Raw genomic sequence first — 17,668 nt, 5'->3', positions numbered from 1 at the left:
CGCGGTTGTTATTTACTGTTGGCATGCCCGTGGCATTGTGGTACGCCGGAATGCGGCTTTAGCCACGTCAGGCCCTATGTGAAATGTGCTGTCCTACTCTTCCACTCTGACCGTGAAGTCCTCGATCACGGTGTTGGCGAGAAGAGTCTCGGCCATCTTTCGGACGTCCGCAATGGCCGACTCGTCGGCGGGGCCGTCGAGCTCCAGCTCGAACCGCTTGCCCTGGCGCACGGCCGACACACCGGAGAAGCCCAGCCGGGGCAGCGCTCGGGCGACCGCCTGGCCCTGCGGGTCGAGGATCTCGGGCTTCAGCATCACGTCAACGATCACGCGCGCCACTGCGTTCCTCCTGGGTACGGCGGGGTTGGCAAACCACAGCCTACCGGCGTGTGTTCGCCGCCAGAACGTGGGGAACGGGGAGGGCATGGGGCTTGCGCGAAGGACTGTGACGTCTGCCACCATGGCCTCAAGCGCGTACGAACCACCATCACACGGTCCGACGCACCCAAAGGCCGGTCAGAGGTGGAAAACCCATCGACACCGGTCCCGATTGCACAGGAGTGGCACGTGACCATCGACGCCTCTCGTGGTGCCGAAGCACCCCCGGAGCTCGTCCAGCTACTCACCCCCGAGGGCGAGCGGGTCCAGCACCCCGACTACGACATCGACCTGACACCGGAAGAGGTCAGGTCCCTCTACCGCGACCTCGTCCTCGTGAGGCGCGTCGACCTGGAGGCCGTCGCCCTGCAGCGCCAGGGCGAGCTCGGCATCTGGGCCTCGCTGCTCGGCCAGGAGGCCGCGCAGATCGGCTCCGGCCGGGCGCTGACCGACGCCGACATGGCCTTCCCCACCTACCGCGAGCACGGCGTGGCGTGGTGCCGCGACGTCGACCCGGTCAAGCTCCTGGGCCTGTTCCGCGGCGTCAACCACGGCGGGTGGGACCCGAAGGAGCACAACTTCCACCTCTACACGATCGTCATCGGCAGCCAGACGCTGCACGCCGTCGGCTACGCCATGGGCATCCAGCGCGACGACGCCGACGCCGCGACGATCGTCTACTTCGGCGACGGCGCCACCTCGCAGGGCGACGTGAACGAGTCGTTCATCTGGGCCAGCGTGTTCAACGCGCCGATCGTGTTCTTCTGCCAGAACAACCAGTGGGCCATCTCCGAGCCGCTGGAGAAGCAGACCCGCATCCCGCTCTACCGCAGGGCGTCCGGGTTCGGCTTCCCCGGCGTCCGGGTCGACGGCAACGACGTCTTCGCCTGCCTCGCCGTCACCCGCCAGGCGCTCAAGAACGCCCGCGAGGGCCAGGGGCCCATGCTCATCGAGGCGTTCACGTACCGGATGGGCGCCCACACCACCACCGACGACCCCACCCGCTACCGCGTGGCCAGCGAGCTGGAGGCGTGGAAGCTCAAGGACCCGATCGAGCGCGTCAAGGCCTACCTGTTCAAGAACGAGCTGGCCGACCAGGAGTTCCTCGACGCCGTCGAGGCGGAGGCCGACCAGCTCGGCGCCGACCTGCGCCGGCGCTGCCTGGCCCTGCCCGACCCCGAGCCGACGGCCATCTTCGAGCACGTGTACGCCGAGCCGCACGCCCTGATCGACGAGGAACGCGCCCAGTTCGCCGCCTACCTGGAAGGGTTCGAGCGATGACGGTGATGAGCCTGTCCAAGGCGCTCAACGAGGGCATGCGCAAGGCCATGGAGGACGACCCCAAGGTCCTCATCATGGGCGAGGACGTCGGCAAGCTCGGCGGCGTGTTCCGGGTGACCGACGGGTTGCAGAAGGACTTCGGCGAGGACCGCGTGATCGACACGCCGCTGGCCGAGTCCGGCATCATCGGCACCGCGATCGGGCTGGCGCTGCGCGGCTACCGGCCGGTGTGCGAGATCCAGTTCGACGGGTTCGTGTTCCCGGCCGCCGACCAGATCATCACCCAGCTGGCCAAGATGCCGATGCGCTCGCTCGGCGCGATCAAGCTCCCGGTGGTCGTACGGATCCCGTGCGGGGGCGGCATCGGCGCCGTCGAGCACCACAGCGAGTCTCCCGAGGCGTACTTCACGCACACCGCCGGGCTGCGCGTGGTGGCCTGCTCCAACCCCGCCGACGCCTACTCGATGATCCAGCAGGCGATCCGCTCCGACGACCCGGTGATCTTCTTCGAGCCCAAGCGGCGCTACTGGGAGAAGGCCGACGTCGACACCGCCGACACCGGCTGGTGGACCCCCATGGACAAGGGCCTGGTGGTGCGCCCCGGCACCGACCTCACCCTGCTGACCCACGGGCCGATGGTCAAGACCTGCCTGGAGGCCGCCCAGGCCGCCGAGGAGGAGGGCCGCTCCCTTGAGGTGATCGACCTGCGCTCGCTCAACCCGCTCGACCAGCCGCTGGTGATGGATTCCGTACGGAAGACGGGGCGGGCGGTCGTGGTGCACGAGGCGCCGGTCAACAACGGGTTCGGCGCCGAGCTGGCCGCCAGGATCACCGAGCGGTGCTTCTACCACCTGGAGTCCCCGGTGCTGCGGGCCGGCGGCTTCTCCACCCCCTACCCGCCGTCCAAACTGGAGGAGCACTACCTTCCCGACCTGGACCGGGTGCTCGACGCCGTCGACCGCGCCTTCGCGTACTGACAGGGGGTTGTGCAGATGAGACGCGAGTTCAGGCTCCCCGACGTCGGCGAAGGGCTGACGGAGGCGGAGATCGTCCGCTGGCGCGTCCAGCCGGGCGACGAGGTCAAGGTCAACCAGATAGTCGTCGAGATCGAGACGGCCAAGTCCATCGTCGAGCTGCCCATCCCGTGGGACGGCGTGGTGGCGGCCCTGATGGCGGAGGAGGGCCAGACGGTGGACGTCGGCGTCCCCGTCATCGCGGTCGACACCCTGGAGGAAGCCGGCACCCAGGAGAGGCTGGCGGAGGACCTCGTCCCCAACCCGCCCGAGGAGGGCGCGGTCGAACCCGGCGCCCACGGCGGCCCCGCGCCCAAGGAGGAGCGTCAGGCGGTCCTGGTCGGCTACGGCGTCAAGACCGGCACCACCCGACGTCGTCCCCGCAAGACGCCCACCCCCGCCACGATCCCGGCCCCTCCCGTGGCCAACCCCGCCAGGACCGCCACCCCGGGCGCGGGCGAAACCGCCGAGGCCGAGGAACCCGCGCCTGCGGCGCCGGGCCGGGTGGCCGTGCTGGCCAAGCCGCCCGTCCGGAAGCTGGCCAAGGACCTGGGGGTGGACCTCACCACCCTCACCGGCACCGGCCCCCAGGGGACCATCACCCGCGAGGACGTGCACGCGGCCGTCGCCCAGGTGACCCCCGCGGAGACCCCGGACGAGGAGCGCGTCCCCGTCAAGGGCGTGCGGAAGATGACCGCCCAGGCCATGGTCGGCAGCGCCTTCACCGCTCCGCACGTCACCGAGTTCCTCCAGGTCGACGTGACGGAGACGATGACCGCCGTCCGCCGCCTGCGCGCGATGCCCGACTTCGCCGAGGTCAGGGTCTCGCCGCTGCTCCTGGTGGCCAAGGCCGTCCTGGTCGCGGCCGCCCGCCACCCGATGATCAACTCGGTGTGGGACGAGGCGAGCCAGGAGATCGTGGTCAAGCGCTACGTGAACCTGGGCATCGCCGCCGCCACCCCGCGCGGCCTGCTGGTGCCGAACATCAAGAACGCCCACCGGCTCCCGCTCCCCGCCCTGGCCCGCGCGCTCAACGAGCTGGCGGAGACGGCGCGGGAGGGCCGCACCCAACCGGCGGAGATGGCCGGCGGCACGATCACGATCACCAACGTGGGCGTGTTCGGCGTCGACACCGGCACCCCGATCCTGAACCCGGGCGAGAGCGCCATCCTCGCCTTCGGCCAGGTGCGGGACATGCCGTGGGTGGTCGACGGCGAGCTGGCGGTGCGCAAGGTGACGACGCTGGCCGTCTCCTTCGACCACCGGGTCGTCGACGGCGAGCTGGGCTCCCTGTTCCTGCGCGACGTCGGCGCCATGCTGGAGGACCCCCTCCACATGCTCGCCTGGAGCTGACACCCGTCAACGGATCGCCTCCTCCCTCGCCGGTCTGAGCAGCGGCGGGTGGAGGAGGCGGGCGTCGCCGGCCCGGTAGAGCCTGGCCCGGGGGCCGCCGCGCGTGCCGCCGGTCTCGGTGGTCTCGCCGGTGCCCTCCACGAAGCCCGGCACCGAGAGGACCTTGCGGTGGAAGTTGCCCGCGTGCAACCGCGTCCCCCACACGGTCTCGTAGATCAGCCGCAGCTCGGAGACGGTGAACGTGGCGCCCGCGAACGCCGTGGCCAGCGGCGTGTACTCCAGCTTGGCGCGGGCCCGTTCGACCCCGTCGGCCACGATCCGCGCGTGGTCGAACGCCAGCGGGGGCAGGTCGTCGACGGCGTGCCAGCCGGCCGTCGCCGCGTCGGCCCCGGCCCGGGGGTCGGGCAGGTCGGGGGCGAAGGCGAGGTACGACACGGACACGACCCGCATGCGGGGGTCACGCGCCGGGTCGCCGTAGCTGCCGAGCTGCTCGATGTGGGCGGGCCGGGTGCCGAGCCCGCGCTCCTCGGCCAGCTCCCGCGTCGCCGCCTCCGCCAGGTCCTCGCCGGGCCCGAGGAACCCGCCCGGCAGCGCCCAGGATCCCGCGTACGGCTCGGCGTCGCGCTCGACGATGAGCACGTGCAGCCGCCGGTCGCGGATGGTCAGCGCCACCACGTCGACGGTCACCGCGACCGGCGCGTGCAGCCGGGAGGCGAGGGAGTCTTCCATGCACCATCGTCTTTCTCAGTACGAGTAAATCTCGCAGTGAGAATAATGAGGCGGTCGATCGTTGTCGATAGGGTTCGCCCATGATTCGTCACGTGGTGCTGTTCACCTGGTCACCGGAGGCAACCGAGGAGCAGAAGGCCGCGGTCGCGGCCGAGCTGCGCGAGCTCCCCGGCCAGATCCCCGAGATCCGCTCCTACCTGCTGGGCCCCGACGCCGGCATCAACCCCGGCAACCACGACTTCGCGGTCGTCGCCGACTTCGACAGCGAGGACGACTATCGCGCCTACCGCGACCACCCGCGCCACCAGGCGGTGATCGCGGAGCACATCAAGCCCATCCTGGCGACCCGGGCCGCCGTGCAGTTCGGCTGTTAGATCTCCGGCGGGTGGTTCTCCCGGTGCATCAGCCGGCCCTCCGAGGTCTGGCCGCGCCTGGGCGCCAGCACGATGCTCAGCACGACGCCGACCCCGCCCACGATCATGAAAATGAGACCGATGACGTCCATGTGGACGCTGTCGCCGAACACGTCGGGCTCGATCGCGAACCTCAGGATGGCGCCGAGCGTGAGGAAGAAGATGCTGACCCCGACACCCATCACGACCTCCAGACGGCAAACAGTGCGTACGCCCACGGTCATACCCGAGTATGGGCGATCACTACCTCGCCTGGAAACGCGGGACGCCCGCTCCGTGTCCGGAACGGGCGTCCTGGGCTGGAGAACCTTTAGAAAGCCTCCTCCGGAAGCTCCATGAGCTCCAGGCCGGTGCCGGCGAGCACGCGGCGCTCGGCGGACAGGCGCGGCAGCACCGTCTCCGCGAAGAACCCGGCGGCGGCGACCTTGCCCTGGTAGAACGGGTCCTCGCCGTCGGCCAGCTTGGCCAGGGCCACCTCGGCCTGGCGCAGCAGCAGCCAGCCGATCACCAGGTCGCCCAGCGCCAGCAGGAACCGCGTGCTGTTCAGGCCGACCTTGTAGACCTCCTGGGGCTTCTCCATCGAGCCGAGCGCCCAGCCCGCCATGGTGTCGCCCATGACCTTGACCTCGGCCGCGGCCTCGGCGAGCAGCTTGCGCTCCTCCTTGAGCCGGCCGTTGCCGGCCTCGGAGGCGGCGAACTCGTTGATCTCGGTCAGCAGCTTGCCGATGGCCGAGCCCTGGTTGCGCAGGATCTTGCGGAAGAACAGGTCCAGGCCCTGGATCGCGGTCGTGCCCTCGTACAGGGAGTCGATCTTGGCGTCCCTGATGTACTGCTCGATCGGGTAGTCCTGCAGGTAGCCCGAGCCGCCCAGGGTCTGCAGCGAGCGCGACAGCAGCTCGTACGAGCGCTCCGAGCCGACCCCCTTGACCAGGGGCAGCAGCAGGTCGTTCATCTCGTGCGCGTGCCGGTCGTCCGGGTCGATCTGGACGGCGTCCTGGAAGGTGGCCGTGTAGAGCACGAGCGCCCGCATGCCCTCGGCGTAGGACTTCTGCAGCATGAGCTCGCGGCGCACGTCCGGGTGGTGGGTGATGGTGACCCGGGGCGCGGTCTTGTCGGCCTGCCTGGTCAGGTCGGCGCCCTGCACCCGCGACCTGGCGAACTCCAGGGCGTTGAGGTAACCGGTGGACAGGGTAGCGATGGCCTTGGTGCCGACCATCATGCGGGCGTGCTCGATGACCATGAACATCTGCTTGATGCCCTCGTGCACCTCGCCGACCAGCCAGCCGATCGCCGGGTGCTTCTCGCCGAAGGTGAGCTCGCAGGTCGTGGAGACCTTCAGGCCCATCTTGTGCTCGACGTTGGTCACGTACACGCCGTTGCGCTCGCCGAGCTCGCCGGTCTCCAGGTCGACGTGGTACTTCGGCACCAGGAACATCGACAGGCCCTTGGTGCCGGGGCCGTGGCCCTCGGGCCTGGCCAGGACCAGGTGGAAGATGTTCTCCGTCATGTCCTGCTCGGCGCTGGTGATGAAGCGCTTGACGCCCTCGACGTGCCAGGTGCCGTCGTCCTGCCGTACCGCCTTGGCGCGGCCCGCGCCGACGTCGGAGCCCGCGTCGGGCTCGGTGAGCACCATGGTGGCGCCCCAGTTGCGCTCGATGGCCAGCTCGGCGAAGCGCTTCTGCTCGGGAGTGCCCACCTTCCACAGGGTGTAGGAGAAGCTGGGGCCGGCCGCGTACATGTAGAGCGCGGGGTTCGCGCCGAGCACCAGTTCGGCCGTCGCCCAGGCGAGGCTGCGCGGGATGCCGGGGCCGCCCAGGTGCGGGGGCAGGTCGAGGTGCGCCCAGCCGCCGTCGACCAGCGCCTTGTACGACTTCTTGAAGCCTTCGGGCAACGTCACCGAGCCGGTCGCGGGGTCGAACACGGGCGGGTGGCGGTCGCCCTCCTCGAACGAGTCGGCCAGCACGGTGGTGGACAGCCGGTTGACCTCGTCCAGGATGCTGCGCGCGACGTCCTCGTCGATCTCCGCATAGGGACCGCTGCCGAGGATCTCGCGGCGCCCGAAGACCTCGAAGAGGTTGAATTCGAGGTCACGAAGGTTGCTCTTGTAGTGGCCCATGGGTGCAGCTCTCCTTGAACCGGTGCGTTTCTCTACTGGCCAGTAACCTTACTAGGAATGCTACCCGCGGGTAACCAGAGATATGCATGGCATGCTCGACTCCATGGACGCCGATGAACTCGCCGCGCTGTGGCGAGAGCGCCTGGGATCCTGGGCCATTCCGGAGGAGATCCTGGCCGCCGCGCCGGCCGATCCCTGGTCCTATCCGCTGGCACGCTTCACCAGCCGCACCGACAGGGCGCTCGCCGAGCGCGATGACGGCCCCACCCTGACCCGGATGTCCGAGGCGCTGCCCGTAGGGGGCACGCTGCTGGACGTCGGATCCGGCCCGGGCGCCGCGTCCCTGCCGCTGCACGAGCGGATCGGCCACCTGTACGCGGTCGACACCTCGGGCGAGATGCTGGAGGAGCTGGCGGCCCGCGCCGACAAGCTGGGCGTGCCCGCCACCACCGTCGAGGGCCGCTGGCCCGACGTGGCCGGGCGGGTGCCCGAGGTCGACGTGACGGTGGCCGCCCACGTGGTCTACAACGTGCCCGACCTCGACCGCTTCCTGCTGGCGCTGGACGAGCGCACCCGCGGCCGGGTGGTGCTGGAGCTGCCGAACCGTCACCCGATGAGCTGGATCTCGCCGCTGTGGGAACACTTCCACGGCATCGTGCGCCCGGTGCGGCCCATCGCGGAAGACTGCGTGGCGCTGGCGGCCGCGCTCGGCTTCGACGTGCACGTCGAGGAGCGCGAATCCCCGCTGGAGCGCTTCGACTCGCTGGAGGAGCTGGCGGCGAGCGCCTGCCACCGCATCTGCCTGGAGCCGGCCAGGGCCGAGGAGGTCGGGCGGACGGCGCTGGAGCTCGGCATGTGGCCGCTGCCCCGCGACCGCTGGGTCACCGTCTGGTGGGACTAACCGGTTTGACGTGGTCGCCGGTGTCGCGATTGGGTGGACGACATGATCGAGCTTCAGTGCGTGAGCGTCGACTGCGCCGACCCGTACAAACTCGCCTCGTGGTGGGGTGAGGCCCTCGGGCTCCCGCTCGGCGAGGGCGACGTCCCGGGTGACGACGAGGTGATGCTGGAGACCGGCCGCTACCCGTTCCTGCTCTTCATCCGCGTCCCGGAGGGCAAGCAGGTCAAGAACCGGCTCCACCTCGACGTCAGCGCCACCGCGGGCAGCACCCGCGAGCAGGAGGTCGAGCGGTTGCTCGGGCTCGGCGCGACCGTGTACGAGGACCACCGCACCGAGGACGGCAAGGGCTGGGTCACGATGCTCGACCCGGAGGGCAACGAGTTCTGCGTGTGCCGGAGCCAGGCCGAGCGCGAGGCGTGAGAGGTCATCGCGTCAGGGCGCGTCCCTTGAGTGTCGTCGTCAGGATGCCCGCGATGACGTACACGAGCAGGCCGTGCCACCCGGCGTCGAAGAGCCCGCCGAGCCAGTGCGCGTCGTCGAAGACGAGCTGCACCGGATAGTCGAGCACCGCGGCCATGCCGGCGGGCATCAGCGCGAACTTCCACGGATGGTTCAGCCCCCACTGGCGTGCCTGGCGGGTCACGCGGTCGCCCTCGTTCGGCTTGGTCACCGCGCCGATGGAGGCGATGAGCGCGAACAGGGCGATGCCCAGGCCCAGCGCCCACGACAGGTCACCGCCGCCGGTCATGAGGCCGGTGCCGAAGCTCGCCGCGGCGATCGCGCCGCCGCCGACGGCGGCGGCCTTCCACGGGGCACCGCGCAGCGCCGCGCCGGACAGGGAGACTTCATCGCGTCGGGTGATTTCGTTCATGTCCTCAGCGTGCCTTTCGGCGTCCCTTGCCCACATCGGGGATGCACCCTGATTTCGACCCTGGTACGAGGGTGTTGGCATGATGCGGGCCATGAGCGAAGTCGTGATCGAGCGGTTCGGCGCGGACGAGTGGGAGCGGTTGAAGGCGGTCCGGTTGCGGGCGCTGCGGGACGCGCCCGACGCCTTCGGGTCGTCCTACGAGAGGGAGAGCGGGTTCACACCCGATACGTGGCGGGAGCGGCTGTCCGGGTCGTGGTGGCGGGTGGCCGTCGCGGAGGGCGGCGACGTGGGGCTGGTCTGCGTGCGGGTCGAGGAGGGCCGGGCGCACCTGCTGTCCATGTGGGTCGCGCCGGAGGCCAGGGGCCGCGGCGTCGGCTCGCGGCTGGTGGACGCGGCGATCGGGCGGGCCCGGGAGGAGGGCCTGGACGAGGTCGAGCTGTGGTGCGTCGACCACAACACCGCCGCCAGGGCGCTCTACGCGGGCAAGGGGTTCACGCCCAGCGGGAAGGCCATGGGCCTGCCGTCCAACCCCGACATCCCCGAATCCCACTATGTCCTGTCACTGCTCTTCCGGACGGCCCGTGCGGACGACGTGCCCGCGATCGTGGCCATGCTGGCCGACGACCCGCTGGGGGCCGAGCGCGAGGGCGACCCCGGCGACCCGCGCTACCTGGCCGCCTTCGAACGCATCGACGCGGACCCGTGGGACGAGCTGATCGTGGCCGAGCGCGACGGGAAGGTGGTCGGGACCATGCAGCTGACCTACCTGGCCGGGCTGTCGCGGCTGGGCGCCGAGCGCTGCCAGATCGAGGCCGTGCGCGTGGCCGCCTCGACCCGGGGGCAGGGGCTGGGCCGGAAGATGATCCAGTGGGGGATCGACCGGGCCCGCGCCCGCGGCTGCGCGATGGTGCAGCTCACCTCCGACAAGTCACGCGACGGCGCGCACCGCTTCTATGACGCGCTCGGCTTCACCGCCTCCCACGAGGGCTACAAGCTCTCGCTGAGCTGATCGAGCATCCACCTGCACCACTCGGCCCGGTGGCGCTCGTACCCGAGTCCGCAGCGCAGTGCCGCGTAGTTGCCCCAGCGCGGGTCGCCGAACCCGGGCGGCCCACCGATGGCCTCCTCCTCGCGCTCGTACTCGGCCAGCCGCGCCTCGTGCTTGGCGAGCTGGTCCGCGAAGAGCCGGCGCAGCGCCGCCGGGTCGGCGAGCGCGGCGGCGTACGTCTTGAGCACCAGCTCGTCACGCTCGGGCCGCTCGCGCGGCGGATCGGTGATCCACCCGCGCAGCGCGGCGGTGCCCTCGCCGGTCAGGCGGTAGATCTTCTTGTCCTGCGGCCCCGGCCCGGCCTCCGTCTCGTACGACACCAGCCCTTCGGCCAGCAGCTTCTGCAGCTCGGTGTGGATCTGGCTGTGGCCTGCCGTCCAGAAGTACGACAGCGGCCTGCGCATGGACGCGGCGATGTCGTACCCGGTGCGCTCGCCGCGGGCCAGCACGGCGAGGATCGCGAATCCCAGCGTTGAGGTCATGGTCCGTCCAGGGTATTGTGCCGGACACTATGTCAGAACTGACATAGTTTCCGATGGAGAGGGGCGGCCATGCGGGTGATCGCGGGCTCGGTGTTACTCGTCTTGGCGTTGACCGCTTGCGGGGGCACGGACCGAGCCGCACAGCCGGCGCCGAGTCCGCCCGTGGCCTCTCCGACGCCCACCACGCCCGCGCCCACCCCCACGCCCACGAAGACCAAGGCCAAGGGGCCGAACGTGAGCGGCTGCTACACCCGCGACGATGGCGAGATCTTCACGTACGGGGACGGCCTGCCGGGCGTCATCACGGGCGACGGCGAGACCGGCGTGGTCATCTCCTACGAGAACAACGGCAACGTGTGCACCTGGCGCCCGCTCTCCGACCGGCTGGTCGCCGCCGGCTACCGCGTGCTGCTCTACGCCAGGAAGTTCGACGCCAGCCCCGAGGACACCGCGCTGGCCATGGCACGCAGGCTGGCCAAGAAGGGCGCCGAGCGGGTGTTCTTCGCCGGCGGCTCCATCGGCGCCACCACCGCCGTCCCCGCCGCGACGAAGTTCGGCGAGCGCGCGGCCGGGGTGATCGCCCTGTCCGGCGCCATCGACGCCGAGGACGCGGCCGAGCTCACCGTGCCGTTGCTCCAGATCGGCACCGAGAACGACGGCTACGGCGGCGCCGACGACCTCCAGGCGGCCCATGACGCCGCCACCCGCGCCCCCGACCGGCAGATCCATGTCATCCAGGGCGAGAGCGTGCACGCCTCAGAGCTGTTCCGCGGCTCCTACGGCGGCGAGGTCATCGACCGGATCGTCGCGTTCATGGACCGGCACAGGGGATGAGCTCCACCCGGTTGTCGTGGTAGACCGCGCCCCTGCCCAGGTCGGCGTCGCGCTCCTCGACCACCGCGTTCGCGTTCGCGCCGCCGGGGCTGAGCTTGGGCCAGCGCCCCTTGGGCGAGGCCACCACGCCGGGCGCCACCCGGTCGCTGACCTCCACGTCGGCCAGGAACTCGCCGAAGGCGTTGCGCACCCGTACCCGCTGCCCGTCCGACAGCCCGCGGGCCGCCGCGTCTGCCGGATGCACCAGCACCACCGGGTCCTTGGCCCGCCGCAGCAGCTCCGGGTTGTTCGCGAACGTGGTGTTCAGGAAGGTGTGCGGCGCCGGGGTGATCAGCACCAGCCCGCCGTCGGTCTGGGAGGACCGCGACGGGACGTACGCCTTGCCGCGCGGCGGGAAGCGCATCCGGCCGGACCTGGTCGGGAAGCCCTCGGCGAACGGGGTGAAGGGCTCGGGGTAGTTCATCCGCACCCAGCCCTCCTTGCGCAGCCGGTCGACCGTGATGCCCTCCAGCGACGGATGGCCGCTCGACAGCAGGTCCTCGGCCAGCTCCAGGTCCGAGTCGAACAGCGACGGCTCGGTCATCCCCATGTGCGCGGCCAGCCGCCGGAACGTCTCGGTGGTGGACAGGCACTCGCCGGGCGGGGACGCCGCGGGCTCGTTCCACAGCAGGTAGAGGTGGCCGTAGCCGGCGTGCAGGTCGAAGTGCTCGGTCTGCATGGTGGCGGGCAGCACGATGTCGGCGTAGTCGACGGTGTCGGTCGGGAACTGCTCCACCACCACCGTGAACAGGTCCTCGCGGGCCAGGCCCGCCCGCACCGCGTTGCCGTCGGAGGTCGAGCCCGCTGGGTTGGCCGCGTACACCCACAGGCACTTGACCGAGTCCGGCTTGGCCAGCTCCGAGCCCAGCCGGGTCATGGTGAGCGTGCGCACCGGGCCGGGCAGCAGGTCGTCGCGGGTGTCGATGGAGAGGTGCGCGTGGCCGCTGGTCGAGTAGGCCACCCCGCCGCCGGGGTGGCGCCAGTCGCCGGTCACGCCGGGGATCGCGGCGATCGTGCGCAGGGCGGTGCCGCCGCCCGCGTGCCGCTGGATGCCCATGGTGGCGCGGATGGCGGTGGGGCGGGTGCGCGCCAGCCTCGTCCCCAGCCTGTGGACCGCCTCGGCCGGGATGCCGGTGATCTCCGCCACCCGCTCGACCGGATACTCCAGGATCTCCTCCCGGAAGCTCTCCCAGCCCTCGGTGTGCGCGGCCAGGAACTCCTCGTCCTGGGCGCCCTCGGCCAGCACTACGTTGAGCAGGCCGAGCGCGAGCGCCGCGTCCGTGCCGGGCCGGATCGCCAGGTGCTCGTCCGCCTGGTCGGCCGTGCGGGTGCGGATCGGGTCGATGGCCACGACGTGGGCGCCGTCCGCGCGCGCGTCCTGGATGAACTTCCACAGGTGGTGACCGCTGGTGAGCGGGTTCGTGCCCCACAGCAGGATCAGCTTCGCCTGCGCGAAGTTCTCCGGGTCCATGCCGCCGGGGGTGCCATTGGTCAGCGTCAGCCCGGAGTTGCCGGCGGTCGAGCAGATGTTCAGCCAGTGACGGGACGCGCCCAGCATGTTCCAGAATCGCCGCCCCGCCACGCCCTCGCAGCCCTGGAGGTAACCGAGCGACCCGGTGCCGAGGTAGGGCCAGATCGCCTGGCCGCCGTGCTCCTCGACGATGCCGCGCAGCCGTACGGAGATCTCCTCCAGCGCCTCGTCCCAGCTGATGCGCTCGAACCGGCCCGACCCCTTGGGCCCGACCCGTCGCATCGGGTAAAGGATGCGGTCGGCAGCCCTGGAGTGTTCCAGATAACGGTTGACCTTCACGCACAGCGCGCCGCGGGTGTAAGGATGATCGGGATTGCCGCGCATCGAGACGGCCTGGCCGTCACGCACGGTGACCACCCAGGAGCAGGTGTCAGGACAATCGAGCGGACAGGCCCCCAGAACCCTCAATTCACCTGGCATAAGAGACAGACTACGGGCAAGAGGTCGGGTACCCGATGCCCGATCCCAGGTGACGATTCGGGACACTAAGGCCGCAAGAACGTACGGTCCCGCGAGGAAGGTGCAGAATCGCTGTCGGTGGCCGAAATCAATGAACACGAGGACGCGGAGGGATCTCCCGAGAGGAGCCCGTCCGCCGCCGGAGCGCGCGCCGAGCCTGACGTGTACGTCGTCGAGCCGCTCCTGCCGCAGCGCCTGCGCCGCCCCTCCGACCTGCTGCGCCTGCTGGCCACCCTGGCCGCGCTCGGCGCCGTGATCCTGCTGGCCCTCGTCGCCAAGCAGACCCTGTACGGACTGGAACGGGACGTCACGGAGGGCACCACCCTCGTCCCGCTGCTCAGCCGGATCGCCACGTTCATCGGCGGCGCCGCGGTGCTCATCGTGCCCGTCGCCTTCGCCGTGGAGCGCGTCTTCCACCGCGACGGCCTGCGCGTCGCCGAAGGGCTGATCGCCGCCATCATCGGCATGGTCGGCGCGTTCCTGACGGGCCAGTGGCTCCTCGCGGGCAACGCCGACGACCTCAGCCAGCTGCTCACCGGCGGCCGCAGCATCGAGCCGCTCAACACGCTGCTCACGTCCGTCCTCGCCTACACCACCGCGGTGCGCGTCTCCCGCCGGCCGACCTGGCGCGCGCTCATGTGGACGGTGATCGCGCTCTACATCCTCGCCCTCTACTCCGGCAGGCAGATCACCCTGCCGGGCGCCATCGTCACCGTCCTGGTCGGCATGGCCATCGGCTACGCCACCCTGTACGGGATCGGCAGCCCCAACACCAGGCCGCCGGGGAACGCGGTGGTGGCGGCCCTGCGCAAGCTGTCGTTCGCGCCGGTGTCGGCCCGCCGCATCGAGGACGACCACCAGGGCAGCCGCCGCTACTCCGTCGGGCTCGCCGACGGCGCCCGGATCGACGTCACCGTGCTCGACCGCGACCGCCAGGTGGCGGGCCTGCCGTACCGGCTGTGGCGGCGCTTCCGGCTCAGCACCGAGACCAGGCGAAGAGCCATCCGCTCGCTCCGCGCCGAGCTCGAACGGGAGGCCCTGATGGCGTACGCCGCGCAGGCGGCGGGAGCCAGCACGCCCAGGCTGCTCGGCACCAGCGAGATCGGCACCGAAGCGGCGCTGCTCGCCTACGAGCACATCGACACCCGCCCGCTCGACGAGGTGCCCACCGAGGAGATCGACGACGACATCCTCCACCAGATCTGGGAGCAGGTGTCCCTGCTGCAGATCCAGCGCCTCGCCCACCGGCGGCTCACCGGCGAGGGTATCCACCTCGACAAGGCCGGCCGGGTCGTGCTCACCGACGCCCGCAGCGGCGAGATCGCCGCCGGTGACCTGCTGCTCCGGCTCGACATCGCCCAGCTCCTGGTCTACCTGTCGCTGCGCGTCGGCGCCGAGCGGTCGGTGCGCGCGGCGAACGCGGTCATGGGCACGGAGTCGCTCGCCGCGGCCATGCCGCTGCTCCAGCGCATCGCGCTGACCCGCGAGACCCGCTCGGCCCTGGCCAAGGACAAGAACCTCCTCGGCGTCATCCGCGAGCAGATCGTCGCACTCGAACCCGAGGTCAAGGTCGAGGAGATGCGGCTGGAGAGATTCCGGCCGCGCACCCTGGTCACCATCATCGCCAGCACGCTCGCCGCCTACTTCCTGCTCTCCCAGCTCAGCCAGGTCAACCTGGTGCAGGTGGTCGTCCAGGCCAACTGGGCCTGGTCGGTGCTGGCACTGGTCGCCTCGTTCGTCAGCTTCGTGGCCGCCGCGGTCATGCTCAGGGGCTTCGTGCCCTACTCCCTGCCGCTGTGGCGGACCACGCTCGTGCAGTTCGCGGCCTCGTTCGTGAAGCTCGTCGCGCCCGCCGCCGTCGGCGGCGTCGCCATCAACACCCGCTACCTGCAGAAGCGCGGGATCGCGCCGGCCCTCGCGGTGGCCAGCGTGGGCGCCTCGCAGCTCGTCATGCTGGCCTTCCACATCGGGCTGCTGCTGCTGTTCGCCTACATCACCGGCTCCAACACCGCCAGCACCTTCACCCCGTCACGCGGCCTGGTCGTGGCGCTGCTGGCGGTCGCCCTGCTGGTCGTGGTGCTGCTGGGGGTGCCGCCGCTGCGCCGCCTGGTGACCCGGCGGATGAAGCGGCTGTTCTCCAACGTGCTGCCCCGGCTGCTGGACGTGCTCCAGTCGCCGCGCAAGCTGATCGAGGGCTCGATCGGCACCCTCATGATCACGCTCACGTTCGTGCTCTGCCTGTACGCGTGCGTGCACGCCTTCAACTGGGAGATCGGCTTCACCACCGTGGCGGTCGTCTACCTCACGGCCAACGCCATCGGCTCGGCCGCGCCCACGCCTGGTGGCCTGGGCGCGGTCGAGCTGTCGCTCACGGCGGGCCTGACCGTGGCCGGGGTGCCCGCGGAGCTGGCGACCTCGGCCGTGCTGCTCTACCGGCTGCTCACGTTCTGGCTGCCGGTGCTCCCCGGCTGGGCGGCGTTCACCTACCTTCAGCGGCACGAGGCGCTGTGATCGCGTCGATCGCCTTCAGCTCGTCCTCCGTGAACACCGGGCCCTCCACGCACGCCACGTTGTCCTCCAGCTGACGCACGCTGCTCGCGCCGATCAGCACGCTCGTCACCCGCGGGTCCCTGAGTGTCCACGACAGCGCCATCTGGGCCAGCGTCTGGCCCCGCTCCCCGGCCAGCTCGTTCAGCGAGCGGGCCAGCTCCGCGTCGATCCGGTCGGGGCTGAGGAACCGGCTGGTGGCCGCCCGCGAGTCCGCCGGCACGCCCTGCAGATAGCGGTCGGTCAGCAGGCCCTGCGCCAGCGGCGAGTACACGATGCACCCCATGCCCGCCTCCTCCAGCACGTCCAGCAGCCCGTCCTCGATCCATCGGTTGATCATCGAGTAGGACGGCTGGTGGATGAGCAGCGGCGTGCCCAGCTCCCGCATGATCCTCGCGGCCTGCGCCGTCCGCTCCGCCGGATAGTTGGAGATGCCCGCGTACAGCGCCTTGCCCGAGCGCACCGCCCGGTCCAGCGCCCCCATCGTCTCCTCCAGCGGCGTGTCGGGATCCGGCCGGTGGCTGTAGAAGATGTCGACGTACTCCAGGCCCATCCGCTCCAGCGACTGGTCCAGGCTGGCCAGCAAATACTTGCGCGACCCCCACTCGCCGTACGGGCCGGGCCACATGTCGTAGCCGGCCTTGGTCGAGATGATCAGCTCGTCCCGGTACGGCCTGAAGTCCCGCCGGAAGATCGCGCCGAAGTTCCGCTCCGCCGACCCGTACGGCACCCCGTAGTTGTTGGCCAGGTCGAAGTGCGTGACGCCCAGGTCGAACGCGCGGCGCAGGATCGCCCGCGAGTTCGACAGCGGGCGGTCGTCGCCGAAGTTGTGCCAGAGCCCCAGCGACACCGCCGGCAGCCTGAGCCCGCTGCGCCCGCTCCGGTTGTACGGCTGCCGCTCGTAGCGCCCCGGATCGGCCAGATAGGTCATGCCGTGCCCCTCTCCACTATCCAGGAGAGCGCGAACGCCTCCTCCCGCCAGGCGTCGTAGCGCCCGCTGCGCCCGCCGTGGCCGGCGCCCATCTCCGTCTTGAGCAGGAACGGCCCGCCCGCGGCCGTCTCACGCAGCCGCGCGATCCACTTGGCCGGCTCGTGGTACAGCACCCGCGTGTCGTTCAGGCTGGTGATCGCGAGGATAGGCGGGTACGTCCTGCCGTCGACGTTCTCGTACGGCGTGTACCCCTTCATGTAGGCGTACACCTCCGGATCGTGCAGCGGATCGCCCCACTCGTCCCACTCGATCACGGTGAGCGGCAACGACGGATCCAGGATGGTGTTGAGCGCGTCCACGAACGGCACCTCGGCCACCACGCCCGCGAACTCCTCCGGCGCCAGGTTCACCGCCGCGCCCATGAGCAGCCCGCCCGCCGACCCGCCGCGCGCGATCACCTTCGAGCTCCACCCGGCCTGCTTGACGTGCCGGGCCACGGCCACGAAGTCGGTGAACGTGTTCCGCTTCCTGGTGAGCTTGCCGTCCTCGTACCAGCGGCGGCCCATCTCACCGCCGCCGCGCACGTGCGCGACCGCGAACACGAACCCCCGGTCGAGCAGTGACAGCCTGGGCACCGAGAACGCCGGGTCGATGGACGTCTCATAGCTGCCGTACCCGTAGAGCACCGTCGGCGCCGGGAGCGTGCTGTCCTTGCGCTTGACGATCGAGACCGGCACCTCGG

At 70.7% G+C, this 17,668-nt stretch carries 18 protein-coding genes and 1 pseudogene (1 of these 19 running past the window's edge); 10 read left to right on the top strand and 9 right to left on the bottom strand.

What is annotated here, in order from left to right; genetic code table 11:
* Window positions 1–93: 93 nt before the first annotated feature.
* The gene (purS, locus tag FR742_RS32635; protein WP_148035170.1) at window positions 94–339 is read right to left on the bottom strand and encodes a phosphoribosylformylglycinamidine synthase subunit PurS; all 246 of its coding nucleotides are present in this window, start codon (window positions 337–339) and stop codon (window positions 94–96) included.
* 228 nt (window positions 340–567) lie between these two features.
* Here purS and pdhA point away from each other — a divergent pair, with 228 nt between their 5' ends.
* From pdhA to FR742_RS32620, 3 genes are read left to right on the top strand one after another with little or no spacing between them, the layout of a single operon-like run.
* A complete protein-coding gene (gene pdhA, locus FR742_RS32630; RefSeq protein ID WP_148035169.1) occupies window positions 568–1,659 on the top strand; it encodes a pyruvate dehydrogenase (acetyl-transferring) E1 component subunit alpha in 1,092 nt (363 codons plus the stop codon).
* The gene (locus FR742_RS32625) at window positions 1,656–2,636 is read left to right on the top strand and encodes an alpha-ketoacid dehydrogenase subunit beta (RefSeq protein WP_148035168.1); all 981 of its coding nucleotides are present in this window, start codon (window positions 1,656–1,658) and stop codon (window positions 2,634–2,636) included. The genes pdhA and FR742_RS32625 overlap by 4 nt, the downstream gene beginning before the upstream one ends.
* A gap of 15 nt (window positions 2,637–2,651) precedes the next feature.
* Window positions 2,652–4,025, top strand: a complete 1,374-nt coding sequence (locus FR742_RS32620; RefSeq protein ID WP_148035167.1) for a dihydrolipoamide acetyltransferase family protein — start codon at window positions 2,652–2,654, stop codon at window positions 4,023–4,025.
* A gap of 6 nt (window positions 4,026–4,031) precedes the next feature.
* On the opposite strand, the gene FR742_RS32615 is transcribed toward FR742_RS32620, so the two are convergent.
* Entirely contained in the window at window positions 4,032–4,754 is a 723-nt protein-coding gene (locus FR742_RS32615; protein WP_148035166.1) for an NUDIX hydrolase, read from the bottom strand.
* An 80-nt stretch (window positions 4,755–4,834) separates the two neighbouring features.
* Between FR742_RS32615 and FR742_RS32610 the strand changes: the two genes are divergently transcribed.
* A complete protein-coding gene (locus FR742_RS32610) occupies window positions 4,835–5,128 on the top strand; it encodes a Dabb family protein (protein ID WP_148035165.1) in 294 nt (97 codons plus the stop codon).
* Here FR742_RS32610 and FR742_RS32605 read toward each other — a convergent pair.
* Window positions 5,125–5,349 (bottom strand): hypothetical protein, encoded by a 225-nt coding sequence (locus FR742_RS32605; RefSeq protein WP_148035164.1) that lies wholly within the window; start codon window positions 5,347–5,349, stop codon window positions 5,125–5,127. The two genes, FR742_RS32610 and FR742_RS32605, sit on opposite strands and share 4 nt — an antisense overlap.
* 128 nt (window positions 5,350–5,477) lie before the next feature.
* Entirely contained in the window at window positions 5,478–7,283 is a 1,806-nt protein-coding gene (locus FR742_RS32600; RefSeq protein WP_148035163.1) for an acyl-CoA dehydrogenase, read from the bottom strand.
* 103 nt (window positions 7,284–7,386) lie between these two features.
* On the opposite strand from FR742_RS32600, the gene FR742_RS32595 reads away from it, so the two are divergent.
* Together FR742_RS32595 and FR742_RS32590 are read left to right on the top strand one after the other, a co-directional pair.
* Window positions 7,387–8,184, top strand: coding sequence for a bifunctional 2-polyprenyl-6-hydroxyphenol methylase/3-demethylubiquinol 3-O-methyltransferase UbiG (locus FR742_RS32595; RefSeq protein ID WP_261808921.1), 798 nt, complete (start codon window positions 7,387–7,389; stop codon window positions 8,182–8,184).
* A gap of 42 nt (window positions 8,185–8,226) precedes the next feature.
* On the top strand, window positions 8,227–8,604 hold the full coding sequence (locus FR742_RS32590; RefSeq protein WP_148035161.1) for a VOC family protein: 378 nt from the start codon (window positions 8,227–8,229) through the stop codon (window positions 8,602–8,604).
* A gap of 4 nt (window positions 8,605–8,608) precedes the next feature.
* On the opposite strand, the gene FR742_RS32585 is transcribed toward FR742_RS32590, so the two are convergent.
* Complete coding sequence (locus FR742_RS32585; RefSeq protein WP_187281476.1) at window positions 8,609–9,055, bottom strand: hypothetical protein; 447 nt, start codon at window positions 9,053–9,055, stop codon at window positions 8,609–8,611.
* Window positions 9,056–9,134: 79 nt separating this feature from the next.
* Between FR742_RS32585 and FR742_RS46125 the strand changes: the two are divergent.
* Both FR742_RS46125 and FR742_RS46120 read left to right on the top strand, forming a co-directional pair.
* A pseudogene (locus FR742_RS46125) lies at window positions 9,135–9,551 on the top strand (GNAT family N-acetyltransferase); the annotation flags it as partial.
* Between the two features lie 114 nt (window positions 9,552–9,665).
* Window positions 9,666–10,064 (top strand): GNAT family N-acetyltransferase, encoded by a 399-nt coding sequence (locus FR742_RS46120; RefSeq protein ID WP_261809097.1) that lies wholly within the window; start codon window positions 9,666–9,668, stop codon window positions 10,062–10,064.
* Here the strand turns inward: FR742_RS46120 and FR742_RS32575 are convergent.
* The gene (locus FR742_RS32575) at window positions 10,043–10,585 is read right to left on the bottom strand and encodes a PadR family transcriptional regulator (protein ID WP_148035159.1); all 543 of its coding nucleotides are present in this window, start codon (window positions 10,583–10,585) and stop codon (window positions 10,043–10,045) included. The two genes, FR742_RS46120 and FR742_RS32575, sit on opposite strands and share 22 nt — an antisense overlap.
* Window positions 10,586–10,747: 162 nt before the next feature.
* Between FR742_RS32575 and FR742_RS32570 the strand changes: the two genes are divergently transcribed.
* Window positions 10,748–11,419 (top strand): alpha/beta hydrolase, encoded by a 672-nt coding sequence (locus tag FR742_RS32570; RefSeq protein WP_148035158.1) that lies wholly within the window; start codon window positions 10,748–10,750, stop codon window positions 11,417–11,419.
* Here the strand turns inward: FR742_RS32570 and FR742_RS32565 are convergent.
* On the bottom strand, window positions 11,397–13,409 hold the full coding sequence (locus FR742_RS32565) for a molybdopterin-dependent oxidoreductase (protein ID WP_148035157.1): 2,013 nt from the start codon (window positions 13,407–13,409) through the stop codon (window positions 11,397–11,399). The genes FR742_RS32570 and FR742_RS32565 overlap by 23 nt on opposite strands.
* A gap of 117 nt (window positions 13,410–13,526) precedes the next feature.
* Here FR742_RS32565 and FR742_RS32560 point away from each other — a divergent pair, with 117 nt between their 5' ends.
* Entirely contained in the window at window positions 13,527–15,959 is a 2,433-nt protein-coding gene (locus tag FR742_RS32560) for a lysylphosphatidylglycerol synthase transmembrane domain-containing protein (RefSeq protein WP_261808920.1), read from the top strand.
* Here FR742_RS32560 and mgrA read toward each other — a convergent pair.
* Both mgrA and FR742_RS32550 read right to left on the bottom strand, forming a co-directional pair.
* The gene (gene mgrA, locus FR742_RS32555; RefSeq protein WP_148035156.1) at window positions 15,928–16,926 is read right to left on the bottom strand and encodes an L-glyceraldehyde 3-phosphate reductase; all 999 of its coding nucleotides are present in this window, start codon (window positions 16,924–16,926) and stop codon (window positions 15,928–15,930) included. The genes FR742_RS32560 and mgrA overlap by 32 nt on opposite strands.
* A protein-coding gene (locus tag FR742_RS32550) for a S9 family peptidase (protein ID WP_148035155.1) crosses the window boundary here: on the bottom strand, window positions 16,923–17,668 show its final stretch. Its footprint extends 1,306 nt past the window's final position; the window shows 746 of its 2,052 coding nt (coding positions 1,307–2,052); its start codon lies beyond the right edge, outside the window; the stop codon is at window positions 16,923–16,925. Before FR742_RS32550 ends, mgrA begins: the two co-directional genes overlap by 4 nt.

Source organism: Nonomuraea sp. C10 (assembly GCF_008017515.1).
GTDB classification, from domain to species: Bacteria; Actinomycetota; Actinomycetes; order Streptosporangiales; family Streptosporangiaceae; genus Nonomuraea; species Nonomuraea ferruginea.
Note: the sequence above shows the minus strand (reverse complement) of the source record. Positions and strands in the feature narration are given on the sequence as shown.